This window comes from Pararhodobacter zhoushanensis (assembly GCF_003990445.1).
Lineage (GTDB): Bacteria > Pseudomonadota > Alphaproteobacteria > Rhodobacterales > Rhodobacteraceae > Pararhodobacter > Pararhodobacter zhoushanensis.
In genome coordinates, this window is sequence record NZ_REEZ01000006.1 from 115349 (window position 1) to 135090 (window position 19742).

At 64.0% G+C, this 19742-nt stretch carries 18 protein-coding genes; 7 read left to right on the forward strand and 11 right to left on the reverse strand.

Going from position 1 to position 19742, the window contains the following annotated elements:
• Window positions 1-160: 160 nt before the first annotated feature.
• The 9 genes from EAE28_RS14635 to EAE28_RS14680 all read right to left on the reverse strand — a co-directional run bounded on the left by EAE28_RS14635 (window position 161) and on the right by EAE28_RS14680 (window position 11946).
• Window positions 161-3826: a vitamin B12-dependent ribonucleotide reductase gene (locus EAE28_RS14635; RefSeq protein ID WP_127107549.1), complete on the reverse strand. Its 3666-nt coding sequence runs from the start codon at window positions 3824-3826 to the stop codon at window positions 161-163.
• Window positions 3827-4269: 443 nt separating this feature from the next.
• The gene (locus EAE28_RS14640; protein ID WP_181954494.1) at window positions 4270-5259 is read right to left on the reverse strand and encodes an ABC transporter substrate-binding protein; all 990 of its coding nucleotides are present in this window, start codon (window positions 5257-5259) and stop codon (window positions 4270-4272) included.
• 44 nt (window positions 5260-5303) lie between these two features.
• Window positions 5304-6104: an ABC transporter permease gene (locus EAE28_RS14645; protein WP_246022368.1), complete on the reverse strand. Its 801-nt coding sequence runs from the start codon at window positions 6102-6104 to the stop codon at window positions 5304-5306.
• Between the two features lie 305 nt (window positions 6105-6409).
• A complete protein-coding gene (locus EAE28_RS14650; protein ID WP_127107800.1) occupies window positions 6410-7231 on the reverse strand; it encodes an ABC transporter permease in 822 nt (273 codons plus the stop codon).
• A 313-nt stretch (window positions 7232-7544) separates the two neighbouring features.
• Window positions 7545-8348: an ABC transporter ATP-binding protein gene (locus EAE28_RS14660; protein WP_127107553.1), complete on the reverse strand. Its 804-nt coding sequence runs from the start codon at window positions 8346-8348 to the stop codon at window positions 7545-7547.
• A complete protein-coding gene (locus tag EAE28_RS14665; RefSeq protein ID WP_127107555.1) occupies window positions 8345-8764 on the reverse strand; it encodes a VOC family protein in 420 nt (139 codons plus the stop codon). The genes EAE28_RS14660 and EAE28_RS14665 overlap by 4 nt, the downstream gene beginning before the upstream one ends.
• Window positions 8764-10218: a dihydropyrimidinase gene (gene hydA, locus EAE28_RS14670; protein WP_127107557.1), complete on the reverse strand. Its 1455-nt coding sequence runs from the start codon at window positions 10216-10218 to the stop codon at window positions 8764-8766. Before hydA ends, EAE28_RS14665 begins: the two co-directional genes overlap by 1 nt.
• 20 nt (window positions 10219-10238) lie before the next feature.
• Window positions 10239-10568 (reverse strand): hypothetical protein, encoded by a 330-nt coding sequence (locus EAE28_RS14675; RefSeq protein WP_127107559.1) that lies wholly within the window; start codon window positions 10566-10568, stop codon window positions 10239-10241.
• A 127-nt stretch (window positions 10569-10695) separates the two neighbouring features.
• Window positions 10696-11946 carry a Zn-dependent hydrolase gene (locus tag EAE28_RS14680; RefSeq protein ID WP_127107561.1) on the reverse strand — a complete coding sequence of 417 codons (1251 nt, stop codon included), beginning with the start codon at window positions 11944-11946 and terminating at the stop codon, window positions 10696-10698.
• Between the two features lie 278 nt (window positions 11947-12224).
• Here EAE28_RS14680 and EAE28_RS14685 point away from each other — a divergent pair, with 278 nt between their 5' ends.
• Window positions 12225-12878: a TetR/AcrR family transcriptional regulator gene (locus EAE28_RS14685; protein ID WP_127107563.1), complete on the forward strand. Its 654-nt coding sequence runs from the start codon at window positions 12225-12227 to the stop codon at window positions 12876-12878.
• The gene (locus tag EAE28_RS14690) at window positions 12875-13468 is read left to right on the forward strand and encodes a TetR family transcriptional regulator C-terminal domain-containing protein (protein ID WP_127107565.1); all 594 of its coding nucleotides are present in this window, start codon (window positions 12875-12877) and stop codon (window positions 13466-13468) included. Before EAE28_RS14685 ends, EAE28_RS14690 begins: the two co-directional genes overlap by 4 nt.
• 202 nt (window positions 13469-13670) lie before the next feature.
• Here the strand turns inward: EAE28_RS14690 and EAE28_RS14695 are convergent, their stop codons facing one another.
• On the reverse strand, window positions 13671-14453 hold the full coding sequence (locus EAE28_RS14695) for a 23S rRNA (adenine(2030)-N(6))-methyltransferase RlmJ (protein WP_127107567.1): 783 nt from the start codon (window positions 14451-14453) through the stop codon (window positions 13671-13673).
• Window positions 14454-14894, reverse strand: coding sequence for a Fur family transcriptional regulator Irr (gene irr, locus EAE28_RS14700; RefSeq protein ID WP_127107569.1), 441 nt, complete (start codon window positions 14892-14894; stop codon window positions 14454-14456).
• 145 nt (window positions 14895-15039) lie between these two features.
• Between irr and fabA the strand changes: the two genes are divergently transcribed.
• The 5 genes from fabA to mbfA all read left to right on the forward strand — a co-directional run bounded on the left by fabA (window position 15040) and on the right by mbfA (window position 19693).
• The gene (gene fabA, locus EAE28_RS14705) at window positions 15040-15549 is read left to right on the forward strand and encodes a bifunctional 3-hydroxydecanoyl-ACP dehydratase/trans-2-decenoyl-ACP isomerase (RefSeq protein WP_127107571.1); all 510 of its coding nucleotides are present in this window, start codon (window positions 15040-15042) and stop codon (window positions 15547-15549) included.
• 281 nt (window positions 15550-15830) lie between these two features.
• Window positions 15831-17057, forward strand: coding sequence for a beta-ketoacyl-ACP synthase I (gene fabB, locus EAE28_RS14710; RefSeq protein ID WP_127107573.1), 1227 nt, complete (start codon window positions 15831-15833; stop codon window positions 17055-17057).
• A gap of 5 nt (window positions 17058-17062) precedes the next feature.
• Window positions 17063-17851, forward strand: coding sequence for an enoyl-ACP reductase FabI (locus EAE28_RS14715; protein WP_127107575.1), 789 nt, complete (start codon window positions 17063-17065; stop codon window positions 17849-17851).
• A gap of 3 nt (window positions 17852-17854) precedes the next feature.
• On the forward strand, window positions 17855-18565 hold the full coding sequence (locus tag EAE28_RS14720; RefSeq protein WP_127107577.1) for a hypothetical protein: 711 nt from the start codon (window positions 17855-17857) through the stop codon (window positions 18563-18565).
• 150 nt (window positions 18566-18715) lie between these two features.
• Window positions 18716-19693: an iron exporter MbfA gene (gene mbfA / locus EAE28_RS14725; RefSeq protein ID WP_127107579.1), complete on the forward strand. Its 978-nt coding sequence runs from the start codon at window positions 18716-18718 to the stop codon at window positions 19691-19693.
• The last annotated feature ends 49 nt before the right edge of the window (window positions 19694-19742 follow it).

The following is a 19742-nucleotide window of genomic DNA, read 5'->3' on the forward strand; positions in this document are numbered from 1 at the left end:
GATGGAAAATCCTCCCGGGCGGGTGCGGGTGGCAACCCGCGCGGGCCGAGGGGGCTCGATGCCCCCGAGGCCCGCCACCACCGCGCCGCAGAAACTGCGCCACAGAAAAGGGCCGGGGTTTCCCCCGGCCCTTTCGCACGTCACCGCCTTGGGTTGCGGATCAGCTGCAACCGCTCGTCGACCCGCAGGTGTTGCACTTCATGCAGGTGCCGTTGCGCACCAGCGTGTAGTTGCCGCACTCGCCGCAGGGGTCGCCCTCGTAGCCTTGCATCTTGGCCTTGGTGCGCGGGTCCATGCTGACCGCGACCGCCTCGACCGAGGTCTCTACGCGCGCAGCGACCGCGAGGTTCCCGGCGACTGCGCTGACCGCCGCGCCGCTGTCCAGCGCGCGGGGTTGCGAGCCGCCTTGCAACACCAGCAGCTCTTGCGGCAGGCGTTTGCGCAGGTAGCCCGTCGACGAGATCTGGCGCAGCACTTCCAGTCCGCGCGTGGCCGCTTCGTCGGACACTTGCGAGACGTTCTTCTGGCCTTCTTTCTCGCCAGCGCCCAGATCGTCGAACGCAGCACCCGTCGGTTTGACATGGGCCAGATCGGTGCGGTCCAGATACGAGATCGCCAGTTCGCGGAAGATATAGTCAAGGATCGAGGTGGCGTTCTTGATCGCCTCGTTGCCCTGCACCATGCCCGCCGGTTCGAACCGGGTGAAGGTGAAGGCGTCGACGAATTCCTCCAGCGGCACGCCGTATTGCAGGCCAACCGACACCGCGATGGCGAAGTTGTTCATCATCGCGCGGAAGCCAGCACCTTCCTTGTGCATGTCGATGAAGATCTCGCCCAGCTTGCCGCCGTCGTATTCGCCGGTGCGCAGATAGACCTTGTGACCGCCGACGATGGCTTTCTGGGTATAGCCCTTGCGACGCTCGGGCAGCTTTTCGCGGCCGCGGGCAACTTCCTTGACGATGATCTTCTCGACGATTTTCTCGGCGATCAGCGCGGCTTTTTCCTGGGTCGAGCCGGTGGCGAGGATCTCTTCGGCCTCTTCATCGTCCTCGATCAGCGCCGAGGCCAGCGGCTGCGACAGTTTCGAGCCGTCGCGGTAGAGCGCGTTGGCCTTGATGCCCAGCGACCAGCTGAGTTCATAGGCTGCCAGCGTTTCTTCGATCGAGGCCGAGTTCGGCATGTTGATCGTTTTCGAGATCGCGCCCGAGATGAACGACTGGGCCGCCGCCATCATGCGGATGTGGCTGTCTACCGACAGGTAGCGTTTACCCTTCTTGCCGCAGGCATTGGCGCAATCGAAGATCGAATAATGCTCGCCCTTCAGGTGCGGCGCGCCTTCCAGCGTCATGGTGCCGACGACGTGGTCATTGGCATCCTCGACCTGGGTCTTCGTGAAGCCGAGGTGGCGCAGCAGGTCGAACGACGGGTCGTTCAGCTTGGCCTGCGGGATGCCCAGATTTTCGCGGCAGAACTCTTCGCCCAGCGTCCACTGGTTGAACACGAAGCGGATGTCGAAGGCCGTTGCCAGCGCGGTTTCGATCTTCTTGATCTCGGCCGGGCCAAAGCCGTGGCCGATCAGCGAGGTATGGTTGATGCCGGGCGCTTGCCCCAGCGTCCCGTGGCCCACGGCATAGGCGACGATCTCTTCGATCTGTGCGGGTTTGTAGCCCAGCTTGGTCAGCGCGGCCGGGACCGACTGGTTGATGATCTTGAAATAGCCGCCGCCGGCCAGTTTCTTGAACTTCACCAGCGCGAAATCGGGCTCGATGCCGGTGGTGTCGCAATCCATCACCAGACCGATGGTGCCGGTCGGCGCGATCACGGTGGATTGTGCGTTGCGGTAGCCATGGGCTTCGCCGAGGGTCAGCGCCTCGTCCCAGGCGGTGCGGGCCAGAGCGACAAGGCTGGCATCGGGGCAGTTGGCCGCGTCGAGCACGACGGGGTTAACGTTAACGCCTTCGAAATCGGTCAGGCCTTGTGCGGCGCGGCGGTGGTTGCGGATGACGCGCAGCATATGTTCGCGGTTGCGGGCGTAGCCCGGGAAAGCGCCCAGCTCAGCCGCCATCTCGGCCGAGGTGGCATAGGCAACACCCGTCATCAGCGCGGTCAGCGCACCGGCCAGCGCGCGGCCCTCATCGCTGTCATAGCCAAAGCCCATGTTCATCAGCAGACCGCCGATGTTGGCATAGCCCAGACCCAGCGTGCGGTAGTCATAGGACCGCTGGGCGATTTCCTTGGAGGGGAACTGCGCCATCATCACGCTGATTTCCAGCGTCACGGTCCACAGGCGGGTGGCGTGCATGTAGGTTTCGGCGTCGAACTGGCCGTTGCCGAAGAATTTCAGCAGGTTCATCGAGGCAAGGTTACAGGCCGTGTCATCGAGGAACATGTATTCCGAACACGGGTTCGAGCCGCGGATCGGGCCGTCTGCCGGGCAGGTGTGCCACGCGTTGACGGTGTCGTGGAACTGGATGCCGGGATCGGCGCAGGCCCAGGCGGCGTGGCCGACCTGTTCCCACAGATCACGGGCTTTGACGGTCTTGGCGACCTTGCCGTCGGTACGGCGCAGCAGTTCCCAGTCGGCGTCGTTCTTGACGGCGGTCAGGAAAGCGTCGGTGACGCGCACCGAGTTGTTCGAGTTCTGACCCGAAACCGAGACATAGGCCTCGGAATCCCAGTCGGTGTCGTAGGTCGGGAATTCGATCGAGGTATAGCCCTGCTTGGCGTATTGCAGAATGCGGTTGGTGTAGGTGTCGGGGATCATGGCCTTTTTGGCCGCCTTGATCGCCGTTTTCAGCTCAGCATTCAGCGAGGGATCGACCGATCCTTCGGACGCGCCGTCAAACTCGCGGATCGCGGTGAAGATGGCGTTCAGGCGCTGCTCATGGGCCTTGGAGCCCGCCACCAGCGAGGCGACCTTCTGTTCTTCGATGACCTTCCAGTTGATGAAGGCTTCGACATCGGGGTGATCCATGTCGCAGATCACCATCTTGGCGGCGCGGCGCGTGGTGCCGCCCGATTTGATCGCACCGGCAGCGCGGTCACCGATTTTCAAAAAGCCCATCAGGCCCGAGGATTTGCCGCCGCCCGACAGGCTTTCGCCCTCGCCGCGCAGGCTGGAGAAGTTGGTGCCGGTGCCCGAGCCGTATTTGAACAGACGCGCCTCGCGGACCCAGAGGTCCATGATGCCACCCTCATTCACCAGGTCGTCCGAAACCGACTGGATAAAGCAGGCATGGGGCTGCGGGTGCTCATACGAGGATTTCGATTTCACCAGCTTGTGGGTGAAGGGGTCGACATAGAAGTGGCCCTGCGACGGACCGTCGATGCCGTAAGCCCAGTGCAGGCCGGTGTTGAACCATTGCGGCGAGTTGGGGGCGGCCATCTGACGGGCCAGCATCACGCGCATCTCGTCGTAATAAGCCTGGGCGTCGGCCTCGGTGGTGAAATAGCCGCCCTTCCAGCCCCAATAGGCCCAGGCACCGGCCAGACGGTCGAACACCTGCCGGGCCGAGGTTTCGCCGACGAAACGCTCGGCTTCGGGCAGGTCGGCCAGCGCCTTGTCATCGGGGATCGAGCGCCACAGGAATTCGGGGACGTTCTTTTCAGCGACTTTCTTCAGGCGCGCGGGGACGCCGGCCTTGCGAAAATACTTCTGCGCGATCACGTCCGAGGCGACCTGGCTCCAGCCCTGCGGAACCTCGACCGATTCGTTGCGGAAGACGATCTTCCCGTCGGGGTTGCGGATCTCGGATACGGTCGTCGTAAACGCCAGCGCCGCGTAGGCGTCCTGGCCCTCGGTGGTAAGTTTGCGCTCGATCTTCATAATGCCTGTCCCCTTATGTCCCAATGCGTCGTTTCTTGGACCACTGTTGACGGAAAGCAGGCTCGCGGTGGGCGGGGTGCGGTGCATAGATCCGCAGCGGCACGCTATCAAACGTGTCGAAAACCACGGTAAATCCGTGGCTGCTGCCTGTTCCTGCTACTCTAAACCCTGCCCCAGCGAGCCTTACTATATCTAGTGGCCCTTTTGTCGGCCTACACAATCTGGCGTAGGTAGCGCCCGGTCGCAAGTGGTTTTTGTTCGCGTCGGCGGCTGTAAGCGTCTTGACTTGGGCGTGCCTGAAGAAGGGGCAAAAGCGACTCAGAATGCTTGTCTAAAGTTTCTTAGAAATCAGCCACACTTGGCGGCATTGCTTAACGGCTAACAAAAAAAATCGGAGCGCCGAAGCGCTCCGAGATTCGTCATCATACTGTTGCAGTCAGGCCTCACTGCATCGCAGCATCGGTCACGACATGGGTGAAAGCCCCGGTCGGCTCGGCTGTGATCACCGGGTCCGAGCCGCCGCCCAGCAGCGTAGCAACGGTGCGGGCATAGGCTTCTTCGTCCAGCGCTCCCGTGGAACCCTGCGTCAGCAGCGCCACTTCGCCCATCATGCGAATCTGGTGGGATTCGGTCTGCGCGCCGGTCTCGTCGTTATCGAGAACGATCATCGCCGCTTCTTCGGGATGCTCTTCGGCCCAATGCCAGCCGCGCATCGATGCCCGGACGAATCGCGCCATGCGGTCAACAAACGCCGGGTCGTTGAGGTTGTCCTCAAGCACATAGAGCCCGTCTTCCAGCGTGGCGACGCCCTGATCCTCATACTTGAAGGTCACCAGCTGCTCGGGCGTGATGCCCGCGTCGATGACCTGCCAGTATTCGTTATAGGTCATGGTCGACACGCAATCGGCCTGACGCTGCAGCAGCGGATCGACGTTGAAGCCCTGACGCAGCACTTCGACGCCGTCGTCACCGCCCTCGGTCGGGATGCCCAGATGCGCCATCCACGACAGGAACGGGTATTCATTGCCAAAGAACCAGACGCCCAGCGTGCGGCCGGGGAAGTCATCGGGCGAGGTGATGCCCGATTCGGCCAGACAGGTCAGCATCATGCCCGAGCGCACGAAGGGTTGCGCGATGTTGACCACCGGGGCCCCCTGCTCGCGCGCGGCCAGCGCCGAGGGCATCCAGTCGACCATGACATCGGCACCGCCGCCCATCAGCACCTGCACCGGCGCGATGTCGGGGCCACCGGGACGGATGGTGACGTCGAGGCCTTCCTCGTCGTAATAGCCGTTCTCTAGCGCGACGTAGTAGCCGGCGAACTGCGCCTGCGTGACCCATTTCAGCTGCAGCGTGACCTCGTCATTGGCCTGCGCCATGCCGCCGACCAACGCCAGTGCCGAGGTTACCCCGGCCAGAACTAGTTTAGACATTCATCAACCTCCTTGTTGGCCGACCCCTTTTGGCGGGGCCGGAATTATCTGCTGCGCTGCGACGGGTGCCAGAAGGTCACCCGTCGTTCGAGCAGAGCCCAGACACCATAGAACGCTGAACCCAGCAGCGCGGCTACGGCGATTTCTGCCCAGACCATGTCGAGCTGCAAGCGCCCGACCTCGGTGGAAATGCGAAAGCCCATGCCATAGGTGGGCGAGCCGAAGAACTCGGCCACGATAGCCCCGATCAGGGCAAGGGTCGCACAGATTTTCAGCCCGTTGAAGACAAAGGGCATCGCCGCCGGCAGGCGCAGGCGCAGCAGCGTCTGGCCCCAGCTGGCGGAATAGGTGCGCATCAAATCGCGCTGCATGCTGTCGGTCGCGGTCAGGCCCTGCACGGTGTTGACCAGCATGGGAAAGAACACCATCGCCACCACAACCGCCGCTTTGGACGGCCAGTCAAAGCCGAACCACATGACGAAAATGGGGGCCGTGCCGATGATGGGCAGCGCGGCCAGAAAGTTGCCGACCGGCAGCAGGCCCTGACGCAGGAAGCGGTAGCGATCGACCACCAGCGCAAACACAAAGGCCGAGCCGCAGCCGATGACATAGCCGCTGAGCGCGCCACGCCCGAAGGTCTGCACAAGGTCGATCCACAGCGTATCGGTGGAATCGGCCAATCGTGCGGCGATCGAGGACGGTGCGGGCAGGATCACCCGTGGCACCCCCAGCGCATGCACCACGCATTCCCACGCCCACAGGATCGTCGCGCCAAAGATCAAGGGCGCGATCAGCCCCATCAGCCCGCCCTTGCGCGGCAATTCGGCCACGAAGGCCACCAGCATCCACGCGCCCAGCCAGACGGCGATCATCGCGGCCCAGAAGGCCCCGGCCTCGCCCCCCTGTTGCACGGCGGCCAGATCGACGGCAGCGAAGCCCAGGGCGAGGCCAAGGGCGATCAGCAGCGCGACCCGCTCAGGCGTCCCGCGCAAGGCGTCAAAGGCAAAGCCGAGCGCCACCGCAACGAGCAGCGCCACCAGCACGGCAGTCGTCGGCTGCGCCGCGCCCGCCTTGGGCAACCATGCTGCCAACAGCACGGCGGCGCTCAGCCCCAGCCGCAACCACCCGCCGTTTACACGCATCAGCCCGCTCATTGCGCCATCCCCATCCGCTTGAGCACCCGCCGCTCGATCAGCGCCACGATGCCCACCAGCCCCGCTGCCAGAATCGCCGCGGCAAACAGCGCGGCCCAGATCTGGATGGTCTGGCCGTAATAGCTGCCCGACAACAGACGCACGCCAAGCCCCCCCTCCTGCACCGGCAGCTCGCCAACAATGGTGCCGACCAGCGCGGCGGCGATACCGACTTTGAGCGAGGCGAAGAGATAGGGCATCGAGGTCGGCAGCCGCAACTTGGCAAACACATCATTGCCCGAGGCCGAATAGGTCTTCATCAGATCCAGCTGCATCGCATCCGGCGCGCGCAACCCCTTCACCATGCCAACAACGACCGGGAAGAAGCTGAGATAGGCCGCAATGATCGCCTTGGGCACCAGCCCGGAAATCCCCACCGAATTGAGTACCACGATAATCATCGGTGCCAGCGCGATGATCGGAATCGTCTGGCTGGCAATCGCCCAGGGCATCACGCTGGTATCCATCGCCTTGTTATACACGATGCCGATGGCCAGCAGGATACCGCCGCCGGTGCCGATGACAAAGCCCAGCATCGTGGCGCTGAGCGTGATCAGCCCGTGGTAAACCAAGCTGCGGTTCGACAGCGAGCCGCTGCGCCACAGGCCCCGGCGGCCGGTGGCTTCCTCGACCACGGTCGAGCGCCAGAGCTCGGCCACCACCTGATGCGGCGCGGGCAGCACCGGGCGCTCTTGTGCCATCGTATTGGCGACCATCTCGCCAAACGGCAGATCGCGCCCGGCGCGGCTGGCCTGATCGTATTCCCATTGCGCGTTCATCGGGATGACCGCGATGTACCACAGCGCCAGCAATGCTGCGACGACGGTGAGGACGGGGAAGCTGCGTGACTTCAAGGCAATAGCCTCCAGTATCCACGCCTGCTTGTTTTATCAAGCTTTCCTGCCTTCACGAGCACGTTGCCCGCCCAACGCATTTCGTACTGCCACTTGTATAGGAGATCCCCGGACGCAAGGATATCTCGCTCATGGTTTACCCAAATGTGTTTGGCGATTTCGACGATGCTTGCCGTACCACCTTTGGCTGCAACGGCGTCGCTCACCCATGGGACCATGTCAGCTCTCGTGACCATCGTCACACCCCCTCGTGTTGATCATACCCCGCCCGCAGCCCTTCGCGCACGCGGTGCGCAATCGCGATAAACTCGGGACTGTCGCGGATTTCCAGCGGGCGTTCCTTGGGCAGCGGGCTGTCGATGATGTCGGTGATCCGGCCCGGACGCGGCGACATGACGACGATCTTGGTGCTCAGATAGACCGCCTCGGGGATCGAGTGCGTGACAAAACCGATGGTCTTCTGGGTGCGCGCCCAGAGCTTGAGCAGCTCCTCGTTCAGCCGGTCGCGCACGATCTCGTCGAGCGCGCCGAAGGGTTCGTCCATCAGCAGGATGTCGGCGTCAAAGGCCAGCGCGCGGGCGATGGAGGCGCGCTGCTGCATGCCCCCCGACAGCTGCCAGGGGAATTTCTTCTCGAACCCTGACAGCTCGACCAGCTCCAGCACCCGCTTGGCGCGCTCGGCCTGATCGGCTTTGGAAAACCCCATGATTTCAAGCGGAAGCCGGACATTTCCCTCGATCGTGCGCCAGGGATACAGCCCCGCCGCCTGAAACACATAGCCGTAAGCGCGCGCCTTGCGGGCCGCGGAGGCGCTCATCCCGTTGACGCTGAGCGTCCCCCCGGTGGGCTGCTCCAGATCGGCAATCGTGCGCAGAAAAGTCGTCTTGCCACAGCCCGAGGGGCCGATGAAGCTGACGAACTCGCCTTTGTGGATGCTCAGGTTGATATCCTTGAGCGCATGGACGGGGCCGTCATTCGTGGTGAAGGTCAGGTTCAGACCTTGAGCTTCGATGACAACAGGCGGGGCAGCGACATCGCTCACGCAGGGATCTCCCAAAGTTTCGGTTCGGCGAATTCGACGGAATTGCCCGCCGGGTCGCGCACATAAATCGACCGCGCCCCGTTGGGCCAGCGAAAGTCGGCTTCTATGGCGACCCCCGCCGCCCTCAGGTGCGATGCCCAGTGGTCAAGCGCCGGCCCCTCTGCGGCAAAGCAGATATGCCCTGCCCCCTCAGCCCCGTGCGGCGGAACCGGCAGCGGCCCCTTCCCCGCTTGTGCGCGGGTAAAGCCGGGAAGAAAGGTCAGCACGATCGTGCGCCCGCAGCGGAAAAAGACGTGCTGGCCGGGCGTCTTGAGGACGATTTCAAGGCCCAGCACGCCAGCGTAAAACGCCTCGGCGGTGTCGAGGTCATCGACATAGACCGCCGTCTCCAGCACCCTGTCCAGCGTCGGGCGCATCACACCCCCGTCGCCGGAATGCCCGCGCGCTGCACCGGGCGCGGCGCGGTCAGTTCTTTCCAGCTGGACAGCGCCTGACTGACCGAGCTGTTGGGATCGCGCTTGACGAATTTGCCATGGCCCTCTTCGGTGCGGATCTCACCGTCATGCACGGCTACCTTGCCCCGCGTCAGGGTAAAGCGCGGCAGGCCCTTGACCGAATGCCCCTCGAACACGTTGTAATCAATCGCAGATTGCTGGTTGCCCGCGCTGATCGTCTTTTCCTTGGCCGGGTCCCAGACCACCAGATCGGCATCGGCACCGACCAGAACCGCACCCTTTTTGGGGTACATGTTCATGATCTTGGCAATGTTGGTCGAGGTCACGGCGACAAACTCGTTCATCGTCAACCGCCCGGTGTTGACGCCGTAGGTCCACAGCATCGGCAGCCGGTCCTCAAGGCCGCCAGTGCCGTTGGGGATCTTCGAGAAGTCACCGACGCCATAGCGTTTCTGTTCGGTGGTAAAGGCACAATGGTCGGTCGCCACGCAGCTCAGGCTGCCTGACTGAAGCCCCGCCCACAGGCTGTCCTGATGCTGTTTGTTGCGGAACGGCGGGCTCATCACCCGGCGGGCTGCATGGTCCCAGTCGGGGTTGAAATACTCACTCTCGTCCAGCGTCAGGTGCTGGATCAGCGGCTCACCCCAGACGCGCTTACCGGCCTGCTTGGCACGGCGGATGGCCTCGTGGCTCTCCTCGCAGCTGGTGTGCACGACATAGAGCGGGACGCCGGCCATATCGGCGATCATGATCGCGCGGTTGGTCGCCTCGCCCTCAACCTGCGGCGGGCGGGAATAGGCATGGCCCTCGGGCCCGGTGTTGCCTTGGGCCAGCAGCTTGGTGGTCAGCTCGGCCACCACATCGCCGTTCTCGGCATGCACCATCGCGATCGCGCCCAGCTCGGCCAGCCGCTGGAACGAGGCGAACATCTCGTCGTCGTTCACCATCAGCGAGCCCTTATAGGCCATGAAATGCTTGAACGTGTTGATGCCGCGGTCCTGCACCACCGTCTTCATCTCATCAAAGACCTGCTCACCCCACCATGTCACCGCCATGTGGAAACTGTAGTCGCAATTGGCCCGCGTCGATTTGTTGTCCCACATCTGCAGCGCATCCAGCAGCCCCTGCCCCGGACTGGGCAGCGCAAAATCGACCACCATCGTGGTGCCCCCGGCCAATGCCGCTCGCGTGCCGCTTTCGAAATCATCGGTGGAATAGGTGCCCATGAAGGGCATCTCCAGATGCGTGTGCGGATCAATGCCGCCGGGCATCACGTAACACCCCGTCGCGTCCAGCTCGGTGTCACCCGTCAGGCCCTGCCCGATCTGGGTGATCACGCCGCCCTCGACCACCACGTCGGCCTTATAGGTCAGATCCGCTGTTACGATGGTGCCGTTCTTGATGACCGTGCTCATTGTCGCTCCCCTGTTCTTCGTCAAACCGATGCAAAACAGCCCAAGGCCGCGCCATGCACCCCAATGTCCAGCGGACCGAAATCGCTGTCCACGCACAGCGAGAAATAGCCCGCGTCGGGCAGAAAAATCACGCTGTAGCAGCCATCCGACCGGATCACCGTCCAGCAGGTCTGCGTGATCCCGCCCGAGAAATTCACCGTAATCGCCCGGTGCCGCTTCACCCGGCGTCGCTGGAACGCTTCCAGCGTCAGCACCGCAACCGCTGAGGACGCATCGAACGTCGCGATCTCGGCGGCCAAGAGCCGCCCGATCCGCCGTTCCATCCCGTCACTCACCGCCTGCTGCGCCATCTTTGCTCTTCAAATATCCTCCAGGAGGGTCCGGGAGGATGGAAAATCCTCCCGGCGGGGGTGTGGGGGCCTGCGCCCCCACCGGCGCGGCGAGGGGCCATCCGGCCCCGAGCCGCGCCGCACCCGCTCACCCGACAACCACCGCCGTCTCCAGCACCGCGTGCAACAACACATCCGTGCCCGCCGCCGCCCAGTCCTTGGAAATCTCCTCGGCCTCGTTATGCGACAGCCCATCGACACACGGACACATGATCATCGCCGTGGGTGCCACGTCATTGATCCAGCAGGCGTCGTGCCCGGCGCCCGAGACAATATCCATATGGCTGTACCCCAGCCGCTCCGCCGCCCGCCGCACCGCAGACACACAGCCCTCGTCAAACGCGGGCGGATCGAACTGCCCGACGATCTCGGCCGAGAATTCCACACCGATATCCGCGCAAAGCTGCGGCGCGCGGGCCATCAGCTCGTCAACCATACCGTTGAGTTTGCTCAGGATATGCGTGCGCATGTCGATGGTGAACACCACCTTGCCGGGGATGATGTTGCGCGAGTTCGGATAGACGTCGATATGCCCGATCGCCCCCACCGCGTTCGGCTGGTTCTTCATCGCGATCTCGTGCACCAGCTCGGTGACCAGCGCCAGGCCGCGCCCGGCGTTCTTGCGCATCGCCATGGGCGTCGAGCCGGTGTGGCTTTCCTTGCCGGTTACCGTGCATTCGATCCAGCGCAGGCCCTGCCCATGGGTCACCACGCCGATATCCTTGCCCTCGGCCTCCAGAATCGGCCCCTGCTCGATGTGCAGCTCGAACAGCGCGTGCATCTTGCGGTCGCCGACTGTCTCGGTGCCCTTCCAGCCGATCCGTTCCAGCTCGTCGCCAAAGCGCTTGCCCTTGGCATCCACCCGGTCATTGGCCCAGTCCAGCGTGTGCCGCCCCGAAAACACCCCCGAGGCCAGCATCGCCGGGGCAAAGCGCGTGCCTTCTTCATTGGTCCAGTTGACGATGACGATGGGATGCTTGGTCCGGATGCCAAGATCTTCCATCGTGCGCACCGCTTCCAGTGCGCCCAGCACCCCCAGCACGCCGTCGTATTTGCCGCCCGTGGGCTGGGTGTCCAGATGGCTGCCCATATAGACCGGCAGCGCGTCGGGGTCGGTGCCCGGGCGGGTGGCAAACATGTTGCCGATCTGGTCGACCCCCATGGTCATTCCCGCCGCCTCGCACCAGCGCTGGAACAGCGCGCGGCCCTCACCGTCTTCATCGGTCAGCGTCTGGCGGTTGTTGCCGCCGGCAATACCGGGGCCGATCTTGGCCATGTCCATCAGGCTGTCCCACAGCCGGTCAGGGTTAATGCGCAGGTTTGCGGCGGGGGCGGTCATGGCGTTTCCTTCTTTGCTACGTCTCGCGGACCCTCTGTCAGCGTATCCGCTGGCCTCTGGCGCTAAATTGAGCAGCGCGCGCGGCACACGCCGGGGGATGATCGAGGCGCATCATTCTCTCCAAAGCACCGCGGCAGGCCGGGTTGTCACGGCGCACGCCCGGGCCTATTCTCAACAAAACTCAGGCATAAAAGGCCGGGTATGGGACGACGCTAGCAGACCTGACCAACCAGTCAAGGTCGTTTAGGGGCGGCGGAAAAACGAGGAGCAGAGCGCGCATGGCTCAGACCGAGGGCGCTGAAAAATCGGGCACCCGCGCCGAAATGCGCGAAGAAACCGAACGGGCTATCCTCGACGCAGCCGAGGGTATTTTCGCCGAGGCCGGGTTCGGCGGGGCCACGATGCAGGCCATCGCCGATTCCTGCGGGCTGCCCAAGGCCAACCTGCATTACTACTTCTCGTCCAAGGAAAAGCTCTACCGCCGCGTGGTTGAGCGGATCTTCACCGTCTGGCTCGAGGCTGCCGACAGCTTCGATACCGACGCCACGCCCGAAGTCGCCCTGCGCCGCTACATCGAGCGCAAGATGCAGCTGTCGCGCGACTACCGCTATGGCTCGAAGGTCTGGGCGAACGAGGTGCTGCACGGCGCGCCGATCATTCAGGACTATCTGGAAACCACGCTTCGCAGTTGGACAGAGACTCGCGTCGCGGTCATCCGCCGCTGGATCGCCCAAGGCGCGATCCGGCCGGTCGAGCCGCGCTGGCTGCTGTACATGATCTGGGCCACGACCCAGCATTACGCCGATTTCGCCCATCAGATCGAAACGCTGAACCATGGCCCGCTTGAGGCCGACCAGTGGGACGATGCCACCGAGACCGTGTGCAGCATCATCCTGCGCGGAATCGGCATCGACCCCGGCGCGCCCGCATGACGACCCGCATTCAGCGCCGCAACCGGCGCAAGATCCTCGACGCGGCGCTCGAAGTCTTCTCTGCACAGGGGTTTCGCGGCGCGACACTGGACCAGATCGCGGGCGTGGCGGGTCTGTCGAAACCCAACCTGCTCTATTACTTCGACAGCAAGGAAGCGATGCACCGCGCCCTGCTGGACGAACTCCTCGATATCTGGCTCGCCCCTCTGCGTGCGATGAACCCCCAAGGCGATCCGCGCGGCGAGATCATGGGCTACATGCGCCGCAAGCTGCAGCTGTCGCGCGACTATCCGCGCGAAAGCCGCCTCTTTGCCAATGAAGTGCTGCAAGGGGCACCGCGGCTGTCCGATGAAATAGCGGGCGATCTGAAAGACCTTGTCGATGACCGCGCCGCGCTGATCCGCCGATGGATCGCCGACGGACAACTGGCCGCCGTTGACCCCTATCACCTGATCTTCTCGATCTGGGCCCTGACCCAGCATTACGCCGATTTCGATGCCCAGATCCGCCTGATCCGCGGCGACAAGGACCCGATGGACGGCGCCGAGGGTTTCCTGGACTCGCTGTTTGACCGCCTGCTGCATCCCTGAGAGCAGGTGGCGGCGCTCGCCCCCATCGAGGGGGCTCGCGCCGCGCGGGGGGCGCTGCCCCCCGACCCGGGCCGTTCCGGCCCGCCCCCCGGGATAGTTCAGGCATAAAGTTGGTTAACAGAACCCTAACGCCCAACTTTATGCTGCAAATATCCTCGGGGGGTGAATTCGCGACAAGCGAAGAGGGGGGCTGAAAGCCCCCCTACTTTTTAACTGAACCGAAAACAGCCGCCACGCGCGCCGCTTCTTCGCTCAGCCCCCAGGGAGGGTTGATCACGAAGAGACCCGAGCCGATCATGCCGTGTCCCTCGCGCGCTGGTGGAAAGCGCACTTCGTGACGCAGCGCGCCCTGATGCGCTTCGACCAGCGCCGACAACATCGGCTTGTGCCGCCCGTCCTGCAAGATCGGATACCACAGCGCGATAATCCCGACGTTCCATTTGCGGGCCACCAGTCCGATATAGCGCGCCATGCCGTCGTAATCGGCCGCCGTCTCAAAGCTGGGATCGATCAGCAGCATCCCGCGCCGGGGCGTCGGCGGCGTCAGTTCCTGCACTTTGGTGAACCCGTCCGCCGCGTGCACCCGCACCGCATAGGGCATCATCGCCTCGGACAGCGCGGCGAATTCCTGCGGGTGACGCTCGGCCAGATGCACCGAATCCGTGCTGCGCAACAGCTGCGCCGCGATCATCGGCGAGCCGGGATAGGCATCCGGGCCGTTTTCCGCCCGCACTGCCGCCAGAACGCGCCGGTAGGGGTGATCGGGGTCAAAGGCCCGTTCGAGCCGACCGATCCCTTGTGCCGCCTCGCCGGTTTTCAGCGCTTCGGGCGCACCAAGGTCATACAGGCCCCGGCCGGCGTGGCTTTCGAGATAGGTGAGCGGTTTATCCTTGGCCGCCAGATAGGCCAGCGTCCAGGCCAGCAAGGCGTGCTTATGCACATCCGCCAGGTTACCGGCGTGATACAGGTGCTGGTAGGACAGCATTCAGGTGCTGCGACGCAGGCGGATCACCACATCAACGCGCGAGACCTCGCAGCCCTCGGGCGCTTCGGGCAGGCGCAGGATTTCCAGCTGGTCAGAGGGCGCATCGGTCAGCAATTGCGTGTCTTCCCAGAAATAATGCGGATGGTCGTCAATCCGCGTGTCGAAATAGCTGCGCGAGGCATCGACGGTGATCTCGTTCAAAAGCCCGGCCGCGCAGAACGCCCGCAAGGTGTTGTAGACCGTCGCCAGCGACACCTTCTCATCCGCGTCGAGCGCAGCGGCATAAAGGCTCTCGGCTGTGACATGCCGGTTCTGGCCATCACCGATCAGCAACGCGGCAAGCGTCTGGCGTTGACGGGTCGGTCGCAGACCCGCAGCGGTCAGCCAATCGGCAGCGCGGTCCTGGGCCTGGGCGGTCTGGGGAGCGAATTCACGGATCATCCCTTCTTATAAGGCCTACAGACATATAACTTCAATGCCTGAGGCGCGCGCGCCCTTCCCCGGCGTCCTGCGCGCGCCGCGAGCCTTGTCACGCCGGAAACTTGGGTGCTAGAGGGGTTGAAACAGACCCGGAGGATCCCGATCAATGTCGCAATACCCCAGCCAGTTCGACAAAGAGGCCCTGCTGGCCTGCGCGCGCGGCGAGTTGTTCGGCCCCGGCAATGCCCAGTTGCCCGCCCCGCCGATGCTGATGATGGACCGCATCACCGAGATTTCGGGCGATGGCGGGCTGCACGGCAAGGGGCATGTGGTCGCCGAGTTCGACATCACCCCTGATCTGTGGTTTTTCGAGTGCCACTTTCCCGGCAACCCGATCATGCCCGGTTGCCTTGGCCTCGATGGCCTGTGGCAGCTGACCGGCTTCAACCTGGGCTGGCGCGGCTGGCTGGGGCGTGGCTATGCGCTGGGTGTCGGTGAGGTCAAACTGACCGGCATGGTGCGCCCGGATCGCAAGATGCTGACCTACAAGGTGGATTTCACCAAGGCGATCCAGACCCGGCGGCTGACGATGGGCGTCGCGGATGGCATCGTCGAGGCGGATGGCGAAGTGATCTATATCGTCAAGGACATGAAGGTCGCCCTGTCCGAGAGCTGAGAGCAGACAGAAGCGAGGGGGCTAGCCCCCTCGGGCCGTACCGGCCCTCACCCCCAGGATATTTAGGGAGCAAAGAGGCGCATGGTTAACCCTTTATTAACGCGCCCTCTTTGCTCTGCAAATATCCCGGGGGAGTCGGGCAAGGCCCGTCCGGGGGCAGCGCCCCCGTCCGCAGCCGCACCCTCTGGCACCGACCGGCGCTAGGCGCGCCCGCAATAAAGCGGTAGCGTTTTCGGCGCAGGGTTTGTAAACACCCGATGCTAGGAAAACAGGGAGTTCCCATGCGCCGTGTCGTCATTACCGGTATCGGTATCATCTCGCCCATCGGCAACACTGCTGCCGAAGTTGAAGCCAGCCTGCGCGCTGGCCGTTCGGGCATTGTCGCGGCACCGGACTATGTCGAGCACGGGTTCCGCAGTCAGATCCACGGCATGCCGCAGATCGATCTGGCCGCCCATATCGACAAGCGCGACCTGCGTTTCATGGGGCCGGGTGCGGCCTATAACTTTCTGGCGATGCAGCAGGCGATCACCGATTCCGGCCTGACCGAGGCTGAAGTGTCGAACGAGCGTTCGGGTCTGGTCATGGGCTCGGGCGGGCCGTCGACCTCGAACCTGTTCGTGGCGCATAACATCGTCGTCGAGAAAGGCGCGCCCAAGCGCATGGGCCCCTTCATGGTCACGCGCGGCATGTCCTCGACCAATTCGGCCTGTCTGGCCACGCCGTTCAAGATCAAGGGCGTCAACTATTCCATCACCTCGGCCTGCTCGACCTCGGCGCATTGCATCGGCAATGGCACCGAGCTGATCCAGATGGGCAAGCAGGACATCGTCTTTGCTGGCGGCGGCGAGGAACTGGACTGGACGCTGTCGTGCCTGTTCGACGCGATGGGCGCCATGTCGTCGAAATACAACGACGCGCCGACCACGGCCTCGCGCCCCTTCGACGCCTCGCGCGACGGGTTCGTCATTGCCGGCGGCGGCGGCGTTGTGGTGCTGGAAGAGCTGAACCACGCGCTCGCCCGCGGTGCCAAGATCTATGCCGAAGTCACCGGCTACGGCGCCACCTCGGATGGGCATGACATGGTCGCCCCCTCCGGTGAGGGCGGCGAACGCTCAATGAAGCTGGCGATCGACACGCTGCCCGAAGGCCGCAAGATCACCTATGTCAACGCGCATGGCACCTCGACCCCGGCGGGCGATGTCACCGAGGTCATGGCCCTGCGCCGCGTCTTCGGCGAAGGCAAGGTGCCGCCGATCTCGTCGACCAAGTCGATGACCGGCCACAGCCTTGGCGCGACCGGCGTGCACGAAGCGATCTATTCGCTGCTGATGATGCAGGGCGGCTTCATCGCGCCGTCGATCAACGTCACGACGCTGGATCCGGCGATCAACCCCGGTGAGATCTGCACCGAGTTCCGCGAAGTCGAGCATGATTCGGTGCTGTCCAACAGCTTTGGCTTCGGCGGCACCAACGCCACCCTCGTCATGTCGAAATTCCAGGAGTAAACGGCATGGCCGATCTGATGAAGGGCAAGCGCGGGCTGGTGATGGGCGTCGCGAACGAACGGTCGATCGCCTGGGGCATCGCCTCGGCCCTGCATGCCGAGGGGGCCGAGCTGGCCTTCAGCTATCAGGGTGAGGCCTTTGGCAAGCGGGTCGAACCGCTGGCAACCTCGGTCGGGTCGGATTTCCTGATCGACGTCGATGTGACCAATGACGACAGCCTCGACGGGGCTTTCGCCCAGCTCAAGGACCGCTGGGGCAGCATCGACTTCCTGATCCACGCCATTGCTTTTTCGGATAAATCCGAACTTGCAGGCCGCTTCATCAACACCTCGCGCGCCAATTTCAAGCATTCGCTGGATATCTCCTGCTATTCGCTGATCGACGTGTCGCGCCGCGCGTCCGAGCTGATGCCTGAGGGCGGCTCGATCGTCACGCTGACCTATGGCGGCTCGAACCGGGTGACGCCGTTCTACAACGTCATGGGCGTCGCCAAGGCCGCGCTTGAGGCTTCGGTGCGCTATCTGGCCAATGACCTCGGCCCGCAGGCAATTCGCGTCAACGCCGTCTCGCCCGGCCCGATGAAAACGCTGGCAGGCGCGGCCATCGGCGGCGCGCGCAAGACCTTCCGTCACACCGAGGCCAACGCGCCCCTGCGCCACAACGCAACGCTGGACTCGGTCGGGGGTGCTGCGGTCTTCCTGTGCTCGGACTATGGCAACTGCACCACCGGCGACATCATCATGGTTGACAGCGGCTATCACGTGCTGGGCATGCCCCAGCCCGAGAACATCTGACCCATGCCGCCGCGGTTTCTGCTGCGGCGGGTTCTGGCCTTTGTCGTCGACCACACGCTGGCGTTGATCCTGGTGATGGTGGCGTTCCTGCCCCTTGCCGACAACGGGTGGCGGCTGCCGGATCCGCTGATCGCACACAGGACCATTGCGTGCCAAGCCTTGGATCTCCCGCCTGACTGGCTGCCCGCCGATGCCAGCGGGGCGCAGTTTTCCGCCCTGCGCATCTGCCGGAACCGGCTCTTCGGCCTGCCCAACGGGCGCGATCTGGTCGCGGTCTATACCATGTCACAGCCCGACAACGGCCTGCGCATCACGCGCAATCTGCGTATTGCCCTCACCGCAGACAATCAGCCGTCGGATTTCCCTGATCTGGCCGACCTTCTGGTCATCGTCGTTCTGGGCGTCGGCACGGGGTTGCTGACGCTGTGCGGTTTTCCCAGCCCCGGTAAGGCGCTGCTGGGTTTGCGGCTGGTGGGGCCGCCTCGGCGCGGGTTCCTGCGCGAAGCGCTGCGTCTCGGGCCCATGGTCTTGATCAGCGCCAGCCCCGTGATCGCGCCCGCACAGCTGGTTTTCGCGCCGCTTCCGGTGATCGCGGGCTTGGTCGCGGTGATCCTCGCGGCACTGCTCTGGTTCTACCTGTGGCCGCTGTTTCGCTGGACTGGACAAATGCGGTATGACCGCGTCGCCGGATACCACGTTTGGCTGAAAGCGTAAGCGCGCGGCCTGAAGCGCGCGCAAGTCGCTGAAATTGTGACGGCGTTTCCCCCTTTCGACCATGCGTTGCGATTGCCGTTCGTCAGCCCCCTTGCCGCTACCTTCCGGCCAGTTTAGAGTCATTCCAAACTCCAGACGCGCAGGCCCCTCATGCTTCTCAACTACGGCTCCCGCCGCCGGTTTCGCGATCTTTCCGAACAGGAGATCCTCGCGCTGGCGATCTCGTCCGAAGAGGATGACGCCCGCATCTATCGCACCTATGCCGAGCGCCTGCGCGTCGAATACCCGGCCTCGGCCGCCGTGTTTGACGGCATGGCCGAAGAGGAAGACCGTCACCGCCAGCGTCTGATCGCGCTGCACCGTATCCGCTTTGGGGACGTCATCCCGCTGCTGCGCCGCGAGCATGTCGCGGGCTATTACGCGCGCAAGCCGGTCTGGCTGATGGAAACCATGTCGCTGGACCAGATCCGTGCCGAGGCCGAGGCGATGGAGCGTCAGGCCCAGCGGTTCTACGAGGCCGCTGTGCAGCGCACCTCGGATGCCGCCACGCGCAAGCTGCTGGGTGATCTCGCCGCTGCCGAAGCGGCGCATGAAGAGGCCGCGCATGTCCTTGAGGGCCAGTTGCTCGACGGCGAGACGCGCTCGACCGAGGATGACACCGCGCATCGCCAGTTCATCCTGACCTGGGTGCAACCGGGGCTGGCGGGCTTGATGGATGGTTCAGTGTCGACCCTTGCGCCGATCTTCGCCACCGCTTTCGCCACCGAGAATACCCACACCACCTTCCTCGTCGGCCTTGCCGCCTCGATCGGCGCCGGGATCTCGATGGGCTTCACCGAAGCCGCCAGCGATGACGGCCAGCTCTCGGGGCGCGGCTCGCCCTACAAGCGCGGCATCGCCGCCGGGGTGATGACCACGCTCGGCGGGCTGGGCCACGCCCTGCCCTACCTGATCCCGCATTTCTGGACCGCCACGGTGATCGCCATGGTCGTGGTGTTCATCGAACTCTGGGTGATCGCCTGGATCCAGAACCGCTATATGGAAACGCCCTTCGTCCGTGCGGCGCTGCAGGTGGTTCTTGGCGGCGCTCTGGTCTTTGCCGCCGGTGCAATCATCGGCGGCGGCTGACCGCGCCACATCATCTGTCCGAAAATATCCTCGGGGGGTGAATTTGGCG

Coding starts and splice junctions, on each gene's coding strand:
- EAE28_RS14635 (WP_127107549.1), bottom strand. CDS start 3,826: ATGAAGATCGAGCGCAAACTTACCACCGAGGGCCAGGACGCCTACGCG.
- EAE28_RS14715 (WP_127107575.1), top strand. CDS start 17,063: ATGGCCGATCTGATGAAGGGCAAGCGCGGGCTGGTGATGGGCGTCGCG.
- EAE28_RS14685 (WP_127107563.1), top strand. CDS start 12,225: ATGGCTCAGACCGAGGGCGCTGAAAAATCGGGCACCCGCGCCGAAATG.
- EAE28_RS14720 (WP_127107577.1), top strand. CDS start 17,855: ATGCCGCCGCGGTTTCTGCTGCGGCGGGTTCTGGCCTTTGTCGTCGAC.
- fabA (WP_127107571.1), top strand. CDS start 15,040: ATGTCGCAATACCCCAGCCAGTTCGACAAAGAGGCCCTGCTGGCCTGC.
- EAE28_RS14640 (WP_181954494.1), bottom strand. CDS start 5,259: ATGTCTAAACTAGTTCTGGCCGGGGTAACCTCGGCACTGGCGTTGGTC.
- EAE28_RS14665 (WP_127107555.1), bottom strand. CDS start 8,764: ATGCGCCCGACGCTGGACAGGGTGCTGGAGACGGCGGTCTATGTCGAT.
- EAE28_RS14690 (WP_127107565.1), top strand. CDS start 12,875: ATGACGACCCGCATTCAGCGCCGCAACCGGCGCAAGATCCTCGACGCG.
- hydA (WP_127107557.1), bottom strand. CDS start 10,218: ATGAGCACGGTCATCAAGAACGGCACCATCGTAACAGCGGATCTGACC.
- fabB (WP_127107573.1), top strand. CDS start 15,831: ATGCGCCGTGTCGTCATTACCGGTATCGGTATCATCTCGCCCATCGGC.
- EAE28_RS14645 (WP_246022368.1), bottom strand. CDS start 6,104: ATGCTGGTGGCCTTCGTGGCCGAATTGCCGCGCAAGGGCGGGCTGATG.
- EAE28_RS14675 (WP_127107559.1), bottom strand. CDS start 10,568: ATGGCGCAGCAGGCGGTGAGTGACGGGATGGAACGGCGGATCGGGCGG.
- mbfA (WP_127107579.1), top strand. CDS start 18,716: ATGCTTCTCAACTACGGCTCCCGCCGCCGGTTTCGCGATCTTTCCGAA.
- EAE28_RS14680 (WP_127107561.1), bottom strand. CDS start 11,946: ATGACCGCCCCCGCCGCAAACCTGCGCATTAACCCTGACCGGCTGTGG.
- EAE28_RS14695 (WP_127107567.1), bottom strand. CDS start 14,453: ATGCTGTCCTACCAGCACCTGTATCACGCCGGTAACCTGGCGGATGTG.
- EAE28_RS14650 (WP_127107800.1), bottom strand. CDS start 7,231: ATGAACGCGCAATGGGAATACGATCAGGCCAGCCGCGCCGGGCGCGAT.
- irr (WP_127107569.1), bottom strand. CDS start 14,894: ATGATCCGTGAATTCGCTCCCCAGACCGCCCAGGCCCAGGACCGCGCT.